16 protein-coding genes are annotated in these 16,220 nt (G+C 64.5%); 10 read left to right on the forward strand and 6 right to left on the reverse strand.

Features of this window, described 5'->3' with window-relative positions; genetic code table 11:
• Positions 1–11: 11 nt before the first annotated feature.
• On the forward strand, positions 12–1,178 hold the full coding sequence (gene ispG, locus FDP28_RS18165; RefSeq protein WP_144663005.1) for a flavodoxin-dependent (E)-4-hydroxy-3-methylbut-2-enyl-diphosphate synthase: 1,167 nt from the start codon (positions 12–14) through the stop codon (positions 1,176–1,178).
• Positions 1,141–2,019 carry a GNAT family N-acetyltransferase gene (locus FDP28_RS18170; RefSeq protein ID WP_144663095.1) on the forward strand — a complete coding sequence of 293 codons (879 nt, stop codon included), beginning with the start codon at positions 1,141–1,143 and terminating at the stop codon, positions 2,017–2,019. The genes ispG and FDP28_RS18170 overlap by 38 nt, the downstream gene beginning before the upstream one ends.
• A gap of 12 nt (positions 2,020–2,031) precedes the next feature.
• Here the strand turns inward: FDP28_RS18170 and FDP28_RS18175 are convergent, their stop codons facing one another.
• The 3 genes from FDP28_RS18175 to FDP28_RS18185 are packed head-to-tail and all read right to left on the reverse strand — an operon-like array spanning position 2,032 to position 4,168.
• Positions 2,032–2,580, reverse strand: coding sequence for a TetR/AcrR family transcriptional regulator (locus FDP28_RS18175; RefSeq protein ID WP_313955651.1), 549 nt, complete (start codon positions 2,578–2,580; stop codon positions 2,032–2,034).
• Positions 2,581–2,639: 59 nt separating this feature from the next.
• A complete protein-coding gene (locus tag FDP28_RS18180; RefSeq protein WP_144663007.1) occupies positions 2,640–3,383 on the reverse strand; it encodes an ABC transporter permease in 744 nt (247 codons plus the stop codon).
• Positions 3,384–3,391: 8 nt separating this feature from the next.
• Positions 3,392–4,168, reverse strand: coding sequence for an ABC transporter ATP-binding protein (locus FDP28_RS18185; protein WP_144663008.1), 777 nt, complete (start codon positions 4,166–4,168; stop codon positions 3,392–3,394).
• Positions 4,169–4,354: 186 nt separating this feature from the next.
• Here FDP28_RS18185 and FDP28_RS18190 point away from each other — a divergent pair, with 186 nt between their 5' ends.
• The 3 genes from FDP28_RS18190 (at position 4,355) to FDP28_RS18200 (ending at position 7,399) form a co-directional block, all read left to right on the forward strand.
• The gene (locus FDP28_RS18190) at positions 4,355–4,579 is read left to right on the forward strand and encodes a hypothetical protein (protein ID WP_144663096.1); all 225 of its coding nucleotides are present in this window, start codon (positions 4,355–4,357) and stop codon (positions 4,577–4,579) included.
• A gap of 217 nt (positions 4,580–4,796) precedes the next feature.
• A complete protein-coding gene (locus FDP28_RS18195) occupies positions 4,797–6,608 on the forward strand; it encodes a proline--tRNA ligase (RefSeq protein WP_144663009.1) in 1,812 nt (603 codons plus the stop codon).
• Positions 6,605–7,399, forward strand: a complete 795-nt coding sequence (locus FDP28_RS18200) for a sulfite exporter TauE/SafE family protein (protein WP_144663010.1) — start codon at positions 6,605–6,607, stop codon at positions 7,397–7,399. The genes FDP28_RS18195 and FDP28_RS18200 overlap by 4 nt, the downstream gene beginning before the upstream one ends.
• A 26-nt stretch (positions 7,400–7,425) precedes the next feature.
• Here the strand turns inward: FDP28_RS18200 and FDP28_RS18205 are convergent, their stop codons facing one another.
• From FDP28_RS18205 to FDP28_RS18215, 3 genes are read right to left on the reverse strand one after another with little or no spacing between them, the layout of a single operon-like run.
• Positions 7,426–8,430 carry an aminoglycoside phosphotransferase family protein gene (locus FDP28_RS18205; RefSeq protein ID WP_144663097.1) on the reverse strand — a complete coding sequence of 335 codons (1,005 nt, stop codon included), beginning with the start codon at positions 8,428–8,430 and terminating at the stop codon, positions 7,426–7,428.
• Between the two features lie 49 nt (positions 8,431–8,479).
• The gene (locus FDP28_RS18210) at positions 8,480–9,208 is read right to left on the reverse strand and encodes a VIT1/CCC1 transporter family protein (protein ID WP_144663011.1); all 729 of its coding nucleotides are present in this window, start codon (positions 9,206–9,208) and stop codon (positions 8,480–8,482) included.
• 51 nt (positions 9,209–9,259) lie between these two features.
• On the reverse strand, positions 9,260–10,363 hold the full coding sequence (locus FDP28_RS18215; protein WP_260842531.1) for a ferritin-like domain-containing protein: 1,104 nt from the start codon (positions 10,361–10,363) through the stop codon (positions 9,260–9,262).
• A 105-nt stretch (positions 10,364–10,468) separates the two neighbouring features.
• Between FDP28_RS18215 and FDP28_RS18220 the strand changes: the two genes are divergently transcribed.
• The 5 genes from FDP28_RS18220 (at position 10,469) to rbfA (ending at position 16,188) form a co-directional block, all read left to right on the forward strand.
• Entirely contained in the window at positions 10,469–11,080 is a 612-nt protein-coding gene (locus FDP28_RS18220; protein WP_144663013.1) for a ribosome maturation factor RimP, read from the forward strand.
• Positions 11,080–12,060 carry a transcription termination factor NusA gene (gene nusA, locus FDP28_RS18225; protein ID WP_144663014.1) on the forward strand — a complete coding sequence of 327 codons (981 nt, stop codon included), beginning with the start codon at positions 11,080–11,082 and terminating at the stop codon, positions 12,058–12,060. The genes FDP28_RS18220 and nusA overlap by 1 nt, the downstream gene beginning before the upstream one ends.
• A gap of 194 nt (positions 12,061–12,254) precedes the next feature.
• Positions 12,255–12,596: a YlxR family protein gene (locus FDP28_RS18230; protein ID WP_144663015.1), complete on the forward strand. Its 342-nt coding sequence runs from the start codon at positions 12,255–12,257 to the stop codon at positions 12,594–12,596.
• Between the two features lie 152 nt (positions 12,597–12,748).
• Positions 12,749–15,631: a translation initiation factor IF-2 gene (infB, locus tag FDP28_RS18235; protein WP_144663016.1), complete on the forward strand. Its 2,883-nt coding sequence runs from the start codon at positions 12,749–12,751 to the stop codon at positions 15,629–15,631.
• 77 nt (positions 15,632–15,708) lie between these two features.
• Positions 15,709–16,188, forward strand: coding sequence for a 30S ribosome-binding factor RbfA (gene rbfA / locus FDP28_RS18240; protein ID WP_144663017.1), 480 nt, complete (start codon positions 15,709–15,711; stop codon positions 16,186–16,188).
• The last annotated feature ends 32 nt before the right edge of the window (positions 16,189–16,220 follow it).

Genomic DNA, 16,220 nt, shown 5'->3' on the forward strand with positions numbered 1-16,220 from the left:
AAGGAGTCCACGTGACCTCGGTCAGCCTGGGAATGCCAGCAGCCCCACCCCCCGTCCTTGCCCCGCGACGCAAAACGCGGCAAATCAAGGTCGGTTCCGTTGGCGTTGGCTCTGACTCGCCCATCAGCGTTCAGTCGATGACCACGACGCCCACCACCGATATCAACGCCACCCTCCAGCAGATTGCCGAACTTACTGCGTCCGGCTGCGACATTGTGCGCGTTGCCTGCCCCTCCGCTGACGATGCCGAAGCGTTGCCCATCATCGCCCGGAAGTCCCAGATCCCCGTGATCGCCGACATCCACTTCCAGCCCAAGTACGTCTTCGCCGCCATCGAAGCAGGATGTGCCGCCGTACGGGTGAACCCCGGCAACATCCGTAAGTTCGATGACCAGGTGAAGGAAATCGCCGCCGCTGCCCGCGACCACGGCACCTCCATCCGCATCGGTGTGAACGCGGGTTCCCTTGAGCCGGGCATCTTGAAGAAGTACGGCAAGGCCACTCCCGAGGCACTCGTTGAGTCCGCTGTCTGGGAGGCTTCACTGTTCGAAGAGCACGGCTTCCACGATTTCAAGATCTCGGTCAAGCACAACGACCCCGTGGTCATGGTGGCTGCCTACGAGATGCTGGCAGAGAAGGGCGACTGGCCACTCCACCTGGGCGTGACCGAAGCCGGACCGGCCTTCCAGGGCACCATCAAGTCGGCCACGGCCTTCGGTGCGCTCCTTTCCCGCGGCATCGGCGACACCATCCGCGTTTCCCTCTCCGCCCCGCCGGTGGAGGAGATCAAGGTGGGCAACCAGATCCTGCAGTCCTTGAACCTGCGCCCCCGCAAGCTTGAGATTGTGTCCTGCCCGTCCTGCGGCCGTGCCCAGGTGGACGTTTACACGCTTGCGGAGCAGGTGACTGCCGGTCTGGAAGGGATGGAGATCCCGCTGCGCGTTGCGGTCATGGGCTGCGTCGTCAACGGACCGGGCGAAGCACGCGAAGCGGACCTTGGCGTGGCCTCCGGAAACGGCAAGGGCCAGATTTTCGTGAAGGGCGAAGTCATTAAGACTGTGCCGGAGAGCGAAATTGTTGAGACACTGATCGAAGAGGCCATGCGTATCGCTGAAGAGATGGGGGAGGCCGATGGCGAAGATGCTGTCAAGGGTAGCCCCGTGGTTAGCGTCTCGTAACGAGAACGGCTTAGGGGTCAGGGTGCTCGGCGATGCCGACACCCTGGCCCTTCGCGCGCTCGCAAACGAGGACGCGGTGGCCAACGTCTTCATCCTCGCCCACCTCGAAAGCACTGGAACCGCGGCGCCTACCAGTGGCGGCGCCAGCGTGTACGGAGTCTTCGACGGCGACACCCTCCTGGGTGCCTGCTGGGCCGGAGCCAATCTGGTCCCCGTCCAACTGGATCCCGGGCTTGCCGGTTACGTGGCCAACGCGGCCCATCACAACGGGCGCCGGTACGCTTCGATTTTCGGACCCGCCGAAACCGTGCTGGCCTTGTATTCCCGCTTCGAGCAGTTGGGCCATCTTGCCCACGAGGTCCGCGCCGAGCAACCACTTCTGTCCATTTCCGGCGGCCCCGTCATCACCGCCAATCCTGACCTGACCTTTGGCTCGATGGCGGATTTCGACAGGATCCTGCCTGCCTGCGCCGCCATGTTCGAGGAAGAAGTTGGCTACTCGCCCTTCCTGGGCGGCCAGGAGTTCTACAGCAAACGGGTCGCCGGCCTCATACGGCAAGGCCATTCGCTGGTTCATATCGACGCTGCAGGAACGGTGGTCTTCAAGGCCGAGCTTGGGGCTGTCACCAAGGAAGTCACCCAGGTCCAGGGCGTGTGGATGAATCCGGAGCTGCGTGGTCGCGGCCAAAGCGCCGGTTACATGGCCGCCGTCGTCAATCTCTCAAGGTCGTTTGCCCCGGTGACGAGCCTGTACGTCAACGACTACAACACCAAAGCCCGTGCCACCTACGAGCGCGTGGGTTTTGAACAGGTGGGCACGTTCGCGACTGTCCTGTTTTAGCGTCCGTCCCAGCTACTTGGGGGAGTCCAGGTTGCCTGTGAGGTAGTGCTGGATGTTTGGGGCAACCAAGCGGACCACTTCCTCGCGTGGGGCGGACGCCAGGGGCTGTAGCCGGATCACGTATCGCGCCAGCACGAGTCCCACCACTTGCGTAGCCACCAGGTTGCCGCGCAGCCGCACCTCTTCGGCCGAGCCGGGCAACCCGTCCATGATCCGTGGCAGGACAGCCCTAGTGACCACTTCCTTCATGAGCGTCGTCTTGGCCCTGGAACCGATGGTTCCACGGGCGAAGGCCACCATGGCGTGCTGCGCCGGGCCTTCCCAGAGCTCCAGGACGGCCCGGACAACGACTTCCGCCCTTGCATGGGGATCCGCGCTTGCGACCTCTGACAGTACCTCCGCAGGGTCTGCCGGCAACTCGACGCTTGCTGCGAACAGCTCGTCTTTGCCCTTGAAGAAATGGTGAACCATGGCCGGATCCACGCCGGCTTCGCGGGCGACCTGGCGCAGGCTCGTCGCGTCGAACCCCTGCTCCGCGAAGAGCGACCGGGCGGCGGCCACTATGGCTTCCCTGGAGTGATCTCCCGGGCTGCGTCGGCCGCGTCGCAGCTGCGGAAGGCTCATCGCGTTTGACGCCGCAAGGTCAGCGACGCCAGGACCAGCACGCCCACCACGATCGCAGCCATCACCAAAGCGTCCTGCCACATTGCCGAGGTTGCCTCGGAATTCCTTGCGATCTCCTTCAGGGCATCCACCGAGAAAGTCAACGGAAGGACGCCCGAAATGCCTTCCAAAACCTGGTTCATGTCTTCGCGTGCCACGAACAGGCCGCACAGGAGGATCTGGGGGACCACGACCACCGGCATGAACTGCACGGCCTGGAACTCCGTCCGCGCGAACGCCGAACAGAGCAAACCGAGGGCGACGCCCAACACTGCGTTGATCACGGCGATCAGCACCACCAGGCCGGGGCTTCCTTTGATGTCGAGGTTGAAAATCCAGTACGCCACCCCGGTAGCCACGAGGGACTGCAGGGCCGCCATGATCGAGAAGGCCAAGGCGTAGCCGAACAACAAGTCGGCCTTATGGATGGGTGTGGTGAGCAGCCGCTCCAACGTTCCGGAGGTGCGTTCGCGGAGCATGGTGATGGATGTGACCAGGAACATCACTACGAAGGGGAAGATCGCCAGCATCATCAGGCCCACGCGATCAAACGTCCTCGGGACTCCTGGTGGCAGGCTTTCGTTTTCGTAGAGGAAGTACACGGCCGTCAACAGGAGGGCCGGCACCACAAGGATCAGGGCGACGCTGCGGTGATCGTGCCGCAATTGTCCCAGGACGCGGGTGGTGGTTGCGATGGTCATGCGGAGGTTCACGACGAAGCCACCTGGCTTTCCTGCTGGCCGCTGCCGGCGGCCTTGATCATGGTCAGGAAGGCCCGTTCGAGGTCGTCGCTGCGTCCGCGCTCGGCCAGCTCCGCCGGGGTCAGCTGGGCAAGCAACAGGCCGTCCCTCAGCAGCAGCAAGGTGGAGCAGTGCGACGCCTCTTCCATGACGTGGCTGGAGACCAGCAGGGTGGTTCCCTGCGCAGCCATGGCGGCGAAGCGCTCCCAGAGTTCGGCCCGCAGCACGGGGTCCAGGCCCACGGTTGGCTCGTCAAGAACCAGCAATTTCGGGTGGGACACCAGCGCGCAGGCCAAGGACACTCGGCTGAGCTGGCCACCTGAGAGCCTGGACGCTCTTTGCCGGGCAAATTCCTGAAGTCCGACGGCGTCAATCGCCTCGGTGACGTCGGCCGCCGTCGCGCCGTGCATGGCGCCAAAGTAGCGGACATTCGCTTCGACGCTGAGGTCGCCGTAGACACTGGCGCCCTGGGTGACGTACCCGACGTCGTGCCTCAACGGCGCGCTGCCGGCGGGCAAACCGAGCACGGTGACCGAGCCCCGGGTGATCCGCTGGACTCCGACGATTGCGCGCATGAGGGTGGTCTTTCCGCTTCCCGATGGCCCCAGCAGTCCCGCTATCCTGCCTGGTTCCACTGAGAAGTCGAGGCCGCGCAGCACCGGGGTGCGTCCCAGAGTGACGTGCAGACCCGCTGAGGTGATGGCAGCGGCGGGCGGGGGAGCGGCGTGCCGGGCGATGTGTGACATGGCGGCCTCACGAACATCCAGTAATTCACCAAGTGATGAATTAAAGGTAAGACTGCTTCCCAAACAGGTCAAGGTTTCCTTATCCATCGAAAGTAGAAAAATCCTTGAAATCGTGTCCGCCATCACATAGGTTCATCCCTAACCGTGTCGTTGGGGCGCGGGTGATCAATGAGGGGAATCGTGACAATGGCAGTTGGCGTTGATCTTTCCAAAGCACTGGACAAGGCGTACGAGGACAAGAGCCTCAAGGAAATCCTGGATGCTTCTCCGGCCGCATTGGCAGGTGTTACGGATGCCACGGCAAAAGCCTTGAAGGATTCCCTGGGTATCGACACCATCCGCGAGCTCGGCAGCAATAAGTTCTTCGCAGTCGCAGGCGTACTGGTCGCCCTGGAGGGCAAGACCGGATAGTCCACGGATAACGCTTGCGGCCGGCCGGTCGTTGAGCCACGCCCTCGCAGGATGACCAGCCCACGGCGGCCAGGGGCTTCCACTCGCGAAGGCGTGGCTCTTCCGCGTTCAGGGCAAGGCGGCGGGTGAATCCGTCCATTAAAGGCGCAAGGCCGCAAGCCGGTAGATTAGTACGCAGTTGTTCTGCCACACCTGCCAAAGAAACGGATACGTACCCGTGGTCCTTCGCCTTTCCCAGTTATTCCTGCGCACCCTGCGTGAAGATCCCGTCGACGCCGAGGTCGCCAGCCACAAGCTCCTGGTCCGCGCCGGCTACATCCGCCGTGCCGCGCCCGGTATCTACACCTGGCTGCCGCTGGGCCTGAGCGTCCTGCGCAAGGTCGAAGAGATCATCCGCCAGGAAATGGCCGCTATCGGGGCCCAGGAAGTTCACTTCCCGGCACTGCTCCCGCGCGAACCCTATGAGGCCACCAACCGCTGGACCGAATACGGCGAAGGCCTGTTCCGCCTCCAGGACCGCAAGGGTGCCGACTATCTGCTGGCCCCCACGCACGAGGAAATGTTCACACTGCTGGTCAAGGACCTGTACTCGTCCTACAAAGACCTGCCGCTGAGCCTGTACCAGATCCAGAACAAGTACCGCGATGAAGCCCGTCCCCGCGCGGGTCTCCTCCGTGGCCGCGAGTTCATCATGAAGGACTCCTACTCGTTCGACGTCGACGATGCCGGCCTCGACGCCAGCTATGCCGCCCACCGGGCTGCCTACCTGAAGATCTTCGAACGGCTGGGCCTTGAAGTGATTCCTGTCGCAGCCACGGCCGGTGCCATGGGTGGCTCCAAGAGCGAGGAATTCCTGTTCCCCACCGACATCGGCGAGGACACATTCGTTCGCTCCGCAGGCGGTTATTACGCCAACGTCGAAGCTGTCACCACCGTTGTCCCCGATGACATCGACTTCAGCAACGCCCCTGCCGCCGAGGTGCTGGATACACCGAACACCCCCACCATCGAGACCTTGGTGAACGCAGCGAACCAGCTCGCTCCGCGCGGCGAGTCCGACGGCGGCGCCTGGACTGCCGCCGACACCCTCAAGAATGTGGTCCTCGCCGTGACGCTGCCCACCGGTGAGCGCCAGATCGTCGTGATCGGCGTTCCGGGTGACCGTGCAGTTGACCTCAAGCGCGTGGAAGCAAACATCGGATCCCACTTGCCCATTGCAGGCGAGATCGGGCTTGAGGCCGCAAATGAGGAAGACCTCAAGAAGCTGCCGTGGCTCGTGAAGGGCTACATCGGACCCGGGCTGTCCCTTGACCAGCCTGTCCTGGGACTTGAAGGCTCCTCCAAAGTGCTGTTCCTGGTCGACCCCCGGGTTGTGTCCGGCACCAGCTGGATCACAGGTGCCAACTCCGAGGGCAAGCACGTCTTCGGCCTGGTGGCGGGCCGCGACTTTGGCTGGGACGGCGTCATCGAGAGCACCGAAGTCCGCGCAGGTGATCCCGCCCCCGACGGGTCCGGCCCCCTGGAAACCGCACGCGGCATCGAGATGGGACACATTTTCCAGCTCGGCCGGAAGTATGCCGAAGCCCTCGACCTGAAGGTCCTGGACCAGAACGGCAAGCAGGTAGTCGTGACCATGGGCTCCTACGGCGTAGGCGTGACCCGTGCGGTTGCCGCCCTGGCTGAAGCGAACCACGACGAGCGCGGCATCGTGTGGCCCCGTTCGGTTGCTCCGGCCGATGTCCACGTCGTGGCCGTCGGACGCGGCGAGGAAATCTTCGAGGCCGCCGAGAGGCTCTCCAACGAGCTCGAGGCTGCCGGGCTGGACGTCATCTTCGATGACCGGCCCAAGGTATCTCCCGGCGTCAAGTTCGGCGACGCCGAGCTTGTGGGTGTGCCCACCATCCTGGCCGTTGGACGGGGACTGGCAGAAGGCGTTGTTGAAATCAAGGACCGTCGCAGTGGCGAGGCCGAGAACGTCTCCGTGGACAAGGCCGTGGATTACGTGGTCAACGCCGTTCGTTCCCGTTGATATCCGGCTTCGAATCCATCCAGCTCACCACGGTCATCCTGATTGTGGTGGCTGGATTCGCAGCCGGCTGGATTGACGCAGTAGTTGGGGGCGGGGGACTGATCCAGCTCCCCGCCCTGCTGCTGGTGCCCGGCATCACGCCCGTCCAGGCGCTGGCGACCAACAAAATGGGTTCGATTTTCGGGACCGCGACCAGTGCAGTGACGTACTATCGCCGCGTTGGGCCGGACCTGAAGACCGCGATTCCCATGGCGGTGATTGCCCTGGCGGGGAGCTTCGGCGGTGCAATCCTCGCCGCATCACTGCCCGCGAGTGTTTTCAAGCCGATCATCGTCCTCGCGCTGATCGCCGTCGCGATTTTTACCGCGTTGCGTCCCAGCGCAGGCGAGCTGACGGCCTTGCGCCATGATGGCCACAAACATTACGTCGTGGCCTGCCTCATTGGCGGTGTCATCGGTTTCTACGACGGCCTTATTGGCCCCGGTACTGGTTCGTTCCTGGTGATCGCCCTGGTTTCGGCCATGGGCTATGCCTTCCTGGAAGCCAGCGCCAAAGCCAAGATCGTCAACATGGCAACCAACGCCGGAGCGCTCATCTTCTTCCTGCCGCATGGCTCATTGCTGTGGGGCGTGGGCCTGGTCCTGGGACTGGCCAACATGGCGGGAGGCTATCTGGGCGCCAGGACAGCCGTGGCCAGGGGAAGCAAGTTCGTGCGCCTCGTATTTCTCATCGTGGTGGCGGCGCTGATCGTCAAACTCGGTGTGGATGTCTGGAACGAAAACTTCGCCTGACGCGGCTGCTCAGCTTTTGAGCGCGATCAGCTTTTAGGCGCAGTTGGGTCGGGAAGTTCGTGGGCGGGCGGCAAGTGGTCCAGCGTCCGGCCAGCCATGGTGCTGGCCACCCAGAGGGAGCGTGCCAGATCCCCATCGTGTCCGGGCTTTGTGGCGTACCACAACGCGTTCGCCACTTCGCGGGCAACGCTCCACTGCCGGGCGATCTCCGGATCAAGGCCTGCGGCAAGGCTGAAGTCCGCGCAGCGCTCACGCAACGCGGCCTCCGGGTCTGTCCGGGAGAGGTCATGGATCCGGTTCCAGAGAAGTGGTGCCACGGAAAACTCCGCCTCGCCGATCTGCGGTTGTGGATCGATGGCAAGATAGCTCCCGCGCCCAGGCTGGTCTGCACGCGTGGCCAGGATGTTCATGAAGTGCAGATCCGTGTGCACCAACACGTCCTTGCCTGAACGGCGGCCCACGGCTCCACGCGTCTGGCACACCTCCAGGGCCGCCTCCAGCAACCACCGGGGAAAGGGCCGCTCGAGGCGTTCCCATTCGGCGGGCAGTTCGTCGCTCCAGCGCTCCGCGGTCCCTGCGATGTGGTCAAAGGCCTGCCACTGGGGTCCGTGGCCGGGCTGTATGGACAGCTCCCGGACAATGCCGCCCCAGGTGTCCACCGCCAGGTCCATCGGAGCGTCCTGTAGCCAGCGTGAGGCATCGAGCCGTTCCAGGAGCATGGAGCAGCTGGCGGCATCGGACGTCAGGAGCCGGACAGCGCCACGGCCGTCCCACAGTTCCAATGCGTGCCGCTCGACCCTCGCTTCGTCGTGGGGAAAGGCAATTTTCAAGGCCGCGGCGGCGCCGTCCTGCTGGACCGGCACCACCAAGGCGCCGTGGCCGTTCCATGGTTCGTGGCCAGGTGCCAGGTCCACGGTGAGCTGCCACCGGTCCAGGGCTTCGGCGATCAGACCCGGCAGGCTGGCCAGCCAGTCCCGGCCCGCGGAGTCGCGGTTATAGCGGGCGTGGAGGTCGCCCGGAATGGGAATCATCGCGTGAAGGCTCACGCGAACAGCCTAACTCCGTGGCAAGGCCAGGCCCTTAGAAAACGCCGCTGGCGCCCAGGAGCGTTCCGATCGAGAACGTCGCGGCCAACGCCAGGGCTCCGCCGAGCACCACCCGGACAGCAGCCCGGAAGCGGGAGGCCCCGCCGATCCAGGCTCCGACGGCTCCCGTGATGGCCAATGCAAGAAGCACGGCGACGAACGTCAGCGGTACCCGCAGTTCCGGTGGCGGAAGCAGGATTGCCAGCATCGGCAGCACTGCTCCCAAAGTGAAGGCCACTGCGGAGGCAAGGGCGGCGTTCCAGGGGCTCACGATGTCGTCTTCGTGGATGTTCAGTTCGGCTGAGAGATGGGCAGCCAAGGCATCGTGTTCGGTCAGTTCCTCGGCAACGGTCCTGGCCGTCTTGGGACTGAGACCTTTGGATTCGTAGATCGCGGCAAGCTCATTGAGTTCGTCCTCGGGTTGCTCCGCGAGTTCCCGGCGTTCCTTTTCGATCAGGGCTTTCTGCGTGTCGCTCTGGCTGCTGACGGACACGTATTCTCCCAACGCCATGGAGATCGCTCCGCCCACCAAACCCGCTGTTCCTGCGGCCAGGATGCTGCCTGTGTTGGTGGTGGCACCGGCCACCCCCACGACGATTGCGGCGACCGATACGATCCCGTCGTTTGCCCCCAGCACCCCGGCCCGCAGCCAGTTCAGCCGGTGCGCGAGGTCGTCGCGGTGTGGCTCGTTCTCGTGGGTGGTGGCAGTTTCTGTAGAAGCCATGTTCCAAGCCAAGCACCCGTGGACGGCCTTGACCAGCATGGCTAGGCTGGCCTATCCCGCGTTCGTCACCGTTGCCGGGGTGGAAGAAGTGCTCGACGTCGGCAGCTCAGGCAACTGCCCGGCGTCGAACGTGATTCCGGGCAGGGCCGCAAGCGCGGCGCCCCAGGCGACGCTCCTGCGGGCCGCCGCAAGAAGGCCATCCACCGCCCAGGCCCGGGTTTCGCCGGTGGACAAGGCAACAAGGTCCGCGAAGCCCGGCAAAGACGACGCCTCGAGCGCACCCAAAGCGGCGGCAGGGTCCTTGGCGAAAAGCTCCGGCAGCTGATAGCCGGCGGAGGCTGGGGGTACGTCGGCGCAGTTGGCGCGCGTCAAGGCCTCGGCCTGCTTGAGCAGGAGGGCGTGCACCTGCAGGTCCTTGGCCGCTCCGGTGGCAGCGCCGGCGTCCAGCCTTTTCAGGGCCACTTGGTAGGCATAGACGGCCTCCTGCTGTGAGCGGACCGCTGCGGCGAGGGCCGAGTCGGTGGTAGCCGACGACGGGTTCGGCGTCGGGCTGACGGACGGGCAGGCCGCCGCCGTCGGCGTTGCCGCAGGTACCGTCGTTGGGGCCACCGTTATAGCAGCGGATGACGGGTCCGCGGGGAGGGGCAACTGCCATGCTGCGGCAAGCCTCTCGGAGTGGATCAGTTGGGCAGTTCCGACGGCGGCAAGAAGGCGGGCCATTCCGCCGTCGGCTTCGCGCGCGTCCGCCAGGCGTTTCCTTCCGCTGGCGGAGAGCTGCTCCAGCAGCGAAGCACGCGTCGGCGCCACGGTGCCCGCAATGATGGTGGATGCCGGCGTGGAGCTGCCCGAAGCCGCGTCGGGAGCCATCAACGCCCGGGCCTGCGTTGTCAGCAAAGTCACAACACCTGCAAGAGCCGGGGTTTTGGCCTCCGGACCTTCGGCCCCGGACAGGGCTCCAGCCGCTTCAAGCAGCCCCAAGGCATCGGCCGAGGCTCCGGCGCGGGCCGATTCGGAGAAGGAAACGGCCGCAGGAGTGGCGGAATCGCGCGGAATCAGCACCATTCCGGTGCCCGCAACCAACAGGGCCACCACGGCAACCAGCACAACCTGGCCCCAAGCCGGTGTTCGTCGTTTTTCGCTCGATTGCCCGTTCACAACACACCATGGTGTCACGTGGGCGGGGGACTCCGTGCACCATGACCGCCGGAAAATCGTTAGGCTAGTAGTCACAACAACATCTATCGGGAGGCGGCGGGCAACGTGAGTGACTCGGAAGCCACGACTTCAACAGACCGTTCTGAATCGAACTCAACGGCCACCATCCACAACCCGGAAGAAAGCAGGCTCAAGGCGCTGCTTGAACCGGCCGTCCTTGCCAGCAGGCTCTACCTCGAGGATGTCTCCATCCACGTTGCCGGATCCCACCGCACCGTCCACGTCGTGGTGGACCTCCCGCAGGAGGAAACCGGCGGCGTCAGTCTTGACGCCATCGCCGATGTCTCCCGGGGACTGTCGGATATCCTTGACAACGACCCCCACGACGACGGACGTCCCTATGACCTTGAGGTTTCCTCTCCGGGTGTTGGCCGCCCACTGACCGAGCCCCGCCACTGGCACCGGGCCCGTGGCCGGATGGTCCGGGTCAACGTCATCCAGGGCGAGAACGTGCTGGGACGCATTACGTCCGTCGGTGAGAACGATGTGACGCTGATCCCAGAGCACGAAGTCAAGAAGGGCATGAAGCCCAAGCAGGGTGACCCCATCACTATTCCTTTCGACAGGATCCGCCAAGGAAAAGTCGAGATTGAATTCAGCCACCTCCATGAGGCTGCGCTGGAAGACGAGCACAACGGACCTTCCGAGGAGGCCTAATGGATATTGACATGAGCGCACTGAGACTCCTGGAGCGTGAGCGTGAAATCCCGCTGGATCTCCTGATTCCCACCATCGAACAAGCGCTGCTGGTGGCATACCACAAGACGCCCGGTGCCTACGAAAAGGCCCGCGCCGAACTGGACCGCAAGAGCGGACACGTCACCATCTGGGCCACGGAAATCGACGACGACGGCGAAGCCATCGGCGAGTTCGAAGACACTCCGGCAGGCTTTGGCCGTATCGCGGCAAGCACCGCACGCCAGATCATCCTCCAGCGCCTGCGCGATGTTGAGGACGACAACGTGCTGGGCGAGTTCAAGGGCCGTGAAGGCGAACTCGTGGCCGGAATGATCCAGCAGGGCAACAACCCGCACATGATTCAGGTCAACCTGGGGGCCATCGAAGCGCTGCTTCCGCCGCCCGAGCAGGTTCCCGGCGAGAAGTACCTGCACGGAAGCCGTCTGCGTGCCTTCGTCGTGGACGTCCACCGTGGCGCCAAGGGTCCCTCCATCACCCTCTCCCGCTCCCACCCGGGCCTTGTCCGCAAGCTCTTCGAAATGGAAGTTCCGGAGATCGCGGACCGCTCGGTTGAGATCGTGGCACTGGCCCGCGAGGCCGGTCACCGCACCAAGATTGCGGTGAAGGCCAACATTCCCGGCGTCAATGCCAAGGGTGCCTGCATCGGTGAAATGGGTTCACGTGTCCGCGCCGTCATGACTGAACTGAACGACGAAAAGATCGACATCGTCGACTTCAGCGAGGACCCGGCGACCTTCATCGCGAACTCGTTGTCGCCGTCGAGGGTGAATTCGGTCACAATCACGGACGAGGCAACCCGTTCTGCGCGCGTAGTGGTCCCGGACTACCAGCTTTCGCTGGCGATCGGCAAAGAGGGCCAGAACGCCCGGCTCGCGGCCAAGCTGACGGGATGGCGGATCGATATCGTTTCCGACGCCGCTCCCGCCAAGTCCGAATAGCGGCCGGCAGCGCGGCCGCGGCCGCAGGATCCACGCCACGCTCCCGGCGCCCCTGGTTTCAGGACTCAGGGACCGGGGGGCTAGAATGGATGGAACCGGGCTTACGTCCGGTATCCATGTGTTTTGGTGTGCCACGGCTGAATTGACCGGCCTGGACTCCGGGCGACAGTAGCGTAAGGCAGGTTGGACACGTCGTGGCTGAACTGCTTGAACGCGTCCAAGGGCCTGTTCGCACGTGCATTGGATGCCGGAAGCAAGGCTCCCGGTCCGAGCTTGTCCGGCTGGTCGCCCAAGGCGGCGGTTCACCTGCTGTCCTCGTCGATGTTCGACGCCGGATGACCGGCAGGGGTGCGTGGCTTCACCCCAGCGAAAAGTGCTTGGCATTGGCGATCAAGCGTCGCGCGTTCGGAAGGGCCCTTGCGGGCGCAACTGAAACGGGCGCCGTCGAACGCTACCTCATGCCGGGTACGCCACTTGTGGAGGCCGAGGCACCCACAGGAAAACCGTCCAAACCTGAAAGCGGGTCAGAAAACTGATGGAAACCCGATGAGTTCCCAGCGATGAGTGCGTAACGATGACAACTTTGTTGCGCTCTGCAATGGGCCTTTCATGCGCGCAAGCGGCGAAGGCCCGCAGTAAGAAGTAGACGGTTCGTGCCTGGCTCGGTGCGGACCGAGACAGGAGAAATGTGGCCAAGGTCCGCGTACATGAGCTCGCCAAAGAGCTCGGTATTACTTCCAAAGATGCAGTGACAAAACTGCAGGAATTGGGCGAATTCGTTCGCTCCGCCTCTTCCACCATTGAGGCCCCCGTCGTGAAGAAGCTTCGCGACGCCTACCCGGGTGCCGGCGCTGCCAAGTCTGCCGCCCCTGCAGCCGCTCCCGCGGCTAACCGTCCCGTGTCCCGTCCGGCTGCTCCGGCTCCGGGCCCTGCAACACCGAAGGCTGCTGCCCCGGCGCCTGCAGCTCCCGCCCCGGCCGCGCCCGCTCCCTCGGCGCCGGCTCCGGCAGCCCCTGCTGCTCCGGCTGCATCCACCCCGGTTTCGGCCAAGCCCGGCGCACGTCCCGCTCCCAAGGCAGAGACTCCTTCGCCGGCCCGCCAAGGCGGCCAGGCCCCGCGTCCGGGCGGTCCCCGTCCCGGCAACAACCCGTTCGCTACGTCGCAGGGCATGCCCCGCGGCCGTGGTGGCGATGGCGACCGTGCGCCGCGTCCGGGCAACAACCCGTTCGCACCGTCCCAGGGCATGCCCCGTGGCGAACGCCGCAATGACGGCGAACGTCCCGGTGGTCCCCGCCCCGCGGCCGGCACCGGTGGTCCGCGTCCCGCAGCCGGCACCGGTGGTCCCCGCCCCGCAGCAGGAACCGGCGGTCCCCGTCCAGGTGCCCCCCGTCCTGGCGCACCCCGTCCGGGCGCTCCGCGTCCTGCCGGTGGTCCGGGCGGCGGAAACCGTCCGACTCCGGGCATGATGCCCAACCGCACTGAGCGTCCGGCTCCCGGTGGCGCTGGCCGTCCCGGTGGCGCAGGCCGTCCGGGTGGCGGACCGGGTCGTCCCGGTGGTGCTCCAGGTTCAGGCACTGGTGGCGGAGCTCCCGCCGGCGGTGGCTTTGGCAAGGGCGGCCGTGGCCGCGGTGGTACCCAGGGTGCCTTCGGCAAGGGCGGCGCCGGTCGCGGCAAGCAGCGCAAGTCGAAGCGTGCAAAGCGCCAGGAACTGGAGCAGATGAGTGCTCCGTCGCTGGGCGGCGTATCAGTACCCCGCGGTGACGGCGAGACCATCATCCGCCTGCGTCGCGGCTCGTCCATCACGGACTTCGCCGAGAAGATCGATGCGAACCCCGCATCGCTGGTGACCGTACTGTTCCACCTTGGTGAGATGGCAACGGCAACCCAGTCGCTGGACGAAGACACCTTTGCCCTGCTCGGTGCTGAACTTGGGTACAAGCTTCAGGTTGTTTCGCCCGAAGACGAAGAGCGCGAGCTCCTGGACCAGTTCGACATCAACATCCAGGACGAACTTGACGCCGAAGGCGACGACGTCCTTGAGCCGCGTCCGCCGGTTGTCACCGTCATGGGTCACGTTGACCACGGTAAGACCCGCCTGCTTGACGCCATCCGCAACTCCAACGTTGTGGCCGGCGAGCACGGTGGCATCACCCAGCACATCGGTGCTTACCAGATCAGCCACATTCATGAGGGCCAGGCCCGCGACATCACCTTCATTGACACCCCTGGTCACGAGGCCTTCACGGCCATGCGTGCCCGTGGTGCGAAGGTGACCGACATTGCGATCCTGGTTGTCGCAGCCGACGACGGCGTCATGCCGCAGACGGTTGAAGCACTCAACCACGCCCAGGCGGCAAATGTGCCGATCGTTGTCGCTGTGAACAAGATCGACAAGGAAGGCGCCAACCCGGACAAGGTCAAGGGCCAGCTCACCGAGTACGGCCTGGTTCCCGAAGAATACGGTGGCGACACCATGTTCGTTGAGGTTTCTGCCCGCCAGAACCTCAACATCGATGAACTGATCGACGCAGTCCTGCTGACCGCCGACGCCGCCTTGGATCTGCGCGCCAACCCGGACAAGGACGCTCGAGGCATTGCCATCGAAGCGAACCTGGACAAGGGCCGCGGTTCCGTTGCCACCGTCCTGGTGCAGTCGGGTACTTTGGCTGTTGGTGACACGATCGTTGCCGGTACGGCCCACGGCCGCGTCCGTGCGATGTTCGACGAGAACGGTGAGGCGCTCGACGTCGCACTGCCGTCCCGTCCGGTCCAGGTCCTCGGTTTGTCCAACGTGCCGCGTGCAGGTGACACCTTCCTGGTGACCCCGGACGAGCGTACGGCCCGCCAGATCGCTGAGAAGCGTGAAGCAGCAGACCGCAACGCCGCCCTGGCCAAGCGCCGCAAGCGCATCAGCCTGGAAGACTTCGACCAGGCAGTTGCCGAAGGCAAGATCGACACCCTCAACCTCATCCTCAAGGGTGACGTGTCCGGTGCCGTGGAAGCCCTCGAAGACGCCCTGCTCAAGATCGATGTCGGAGACGACGACGTTCAGCTCCGCGTCATCCACCGCGGTGTGGGTGCCATTACGCAGAACGACGTCAACCTGGCAACGGTGGACAACGCCATCATCATCGGCTTCAACGTCAAGCCGGCCGAGCGCGTGGCTGAACTGGCTGACCGTGAAGGCGTGGACATGCGCTTCTACTCGGTCATCTACGCAGCCATCGATGACATTGAGATGGCTCTCAAGGGCATGCTCAAGCCGGAGTACGAGGAAGTCCAGCTCGGTACCGCCGAGGTCCGCGAAGTCTTCCGTTCTTCCAAGTTCGGAAACATCGCCGGCTCGATCGTCCGCTCGGGCATCATCCGCCGTAACACCAAGGCACGTGTCAGCCGCGACGGCAAGGTCATCGGTGACAACCTCACCGTTGAGACGCTCAAGCGCTTCAAGGATGACGCCACCGAAGTCCGTACCGACTTCGAGTGTGGTATCGGTCTTGGCTCCTTCAATGACATCAGCGAAGGCGACATCATCGAGACCTTCGAGATGCGCGAAAAGCCGCGCGTCTAGGTTCCGCAGGGAACGGGTCCGTCGGGTAATCCCGGCGGACCCGTTCCGTCCCCGTTTCTACTTTCCAGGAGGAAGTCATGGCTGATCCCGCACGCGCTGCCAAACTGGCACAGCGGATCAAGGTCGTCGTCGCCGAGGCCCTCGGGCGCCGGGTCAAGGATCCGCGCGTCGAGTCCATCACGGTCACCGACGCCCGCGTCACCAACGACCTTCAGCACGCCACCATCTACTACACGGTGTTTGGTGACGAGGTTGCCCACTCCGACGCCGCGAAGGCTCTGGAGAAGGCAAAGGGCGTTCTGCGCCAGGAAGTTGGCCGCAACATCACTGTCCGGCTCACGCCCACCCTTGAATTCGTGGCAGACCAGATCCCGGTCAACGCCTCGAACCTTGAGGAGCTGTTGCGCGAAGCCAAGCGTCGCGACGCCGAGGTAGCCGCTTTGGCTGCCGGCGCCAAGCACGCAGGCGACGCGGATCCGTACAAGGGCGATGATTCGGACGACATCGACGAGGACGACGTCGACGACGAGGAATTCGACGAGGACGCCACCCGCTAGCCCCTGACGAGTTTTTGTACAGCCAATGCCCC

The organism is Paenarthrobacter nicotinovorans, from assembly GCF_007670255.1.
In the GTDB taxonomy this organism is placed as follows: Bacteria; Actinomycetota; Actinomycetes; order Actinomycetales; family Micrococcaceae; genus Arthrobacter; species Arthrobacter nicotinovorans_B.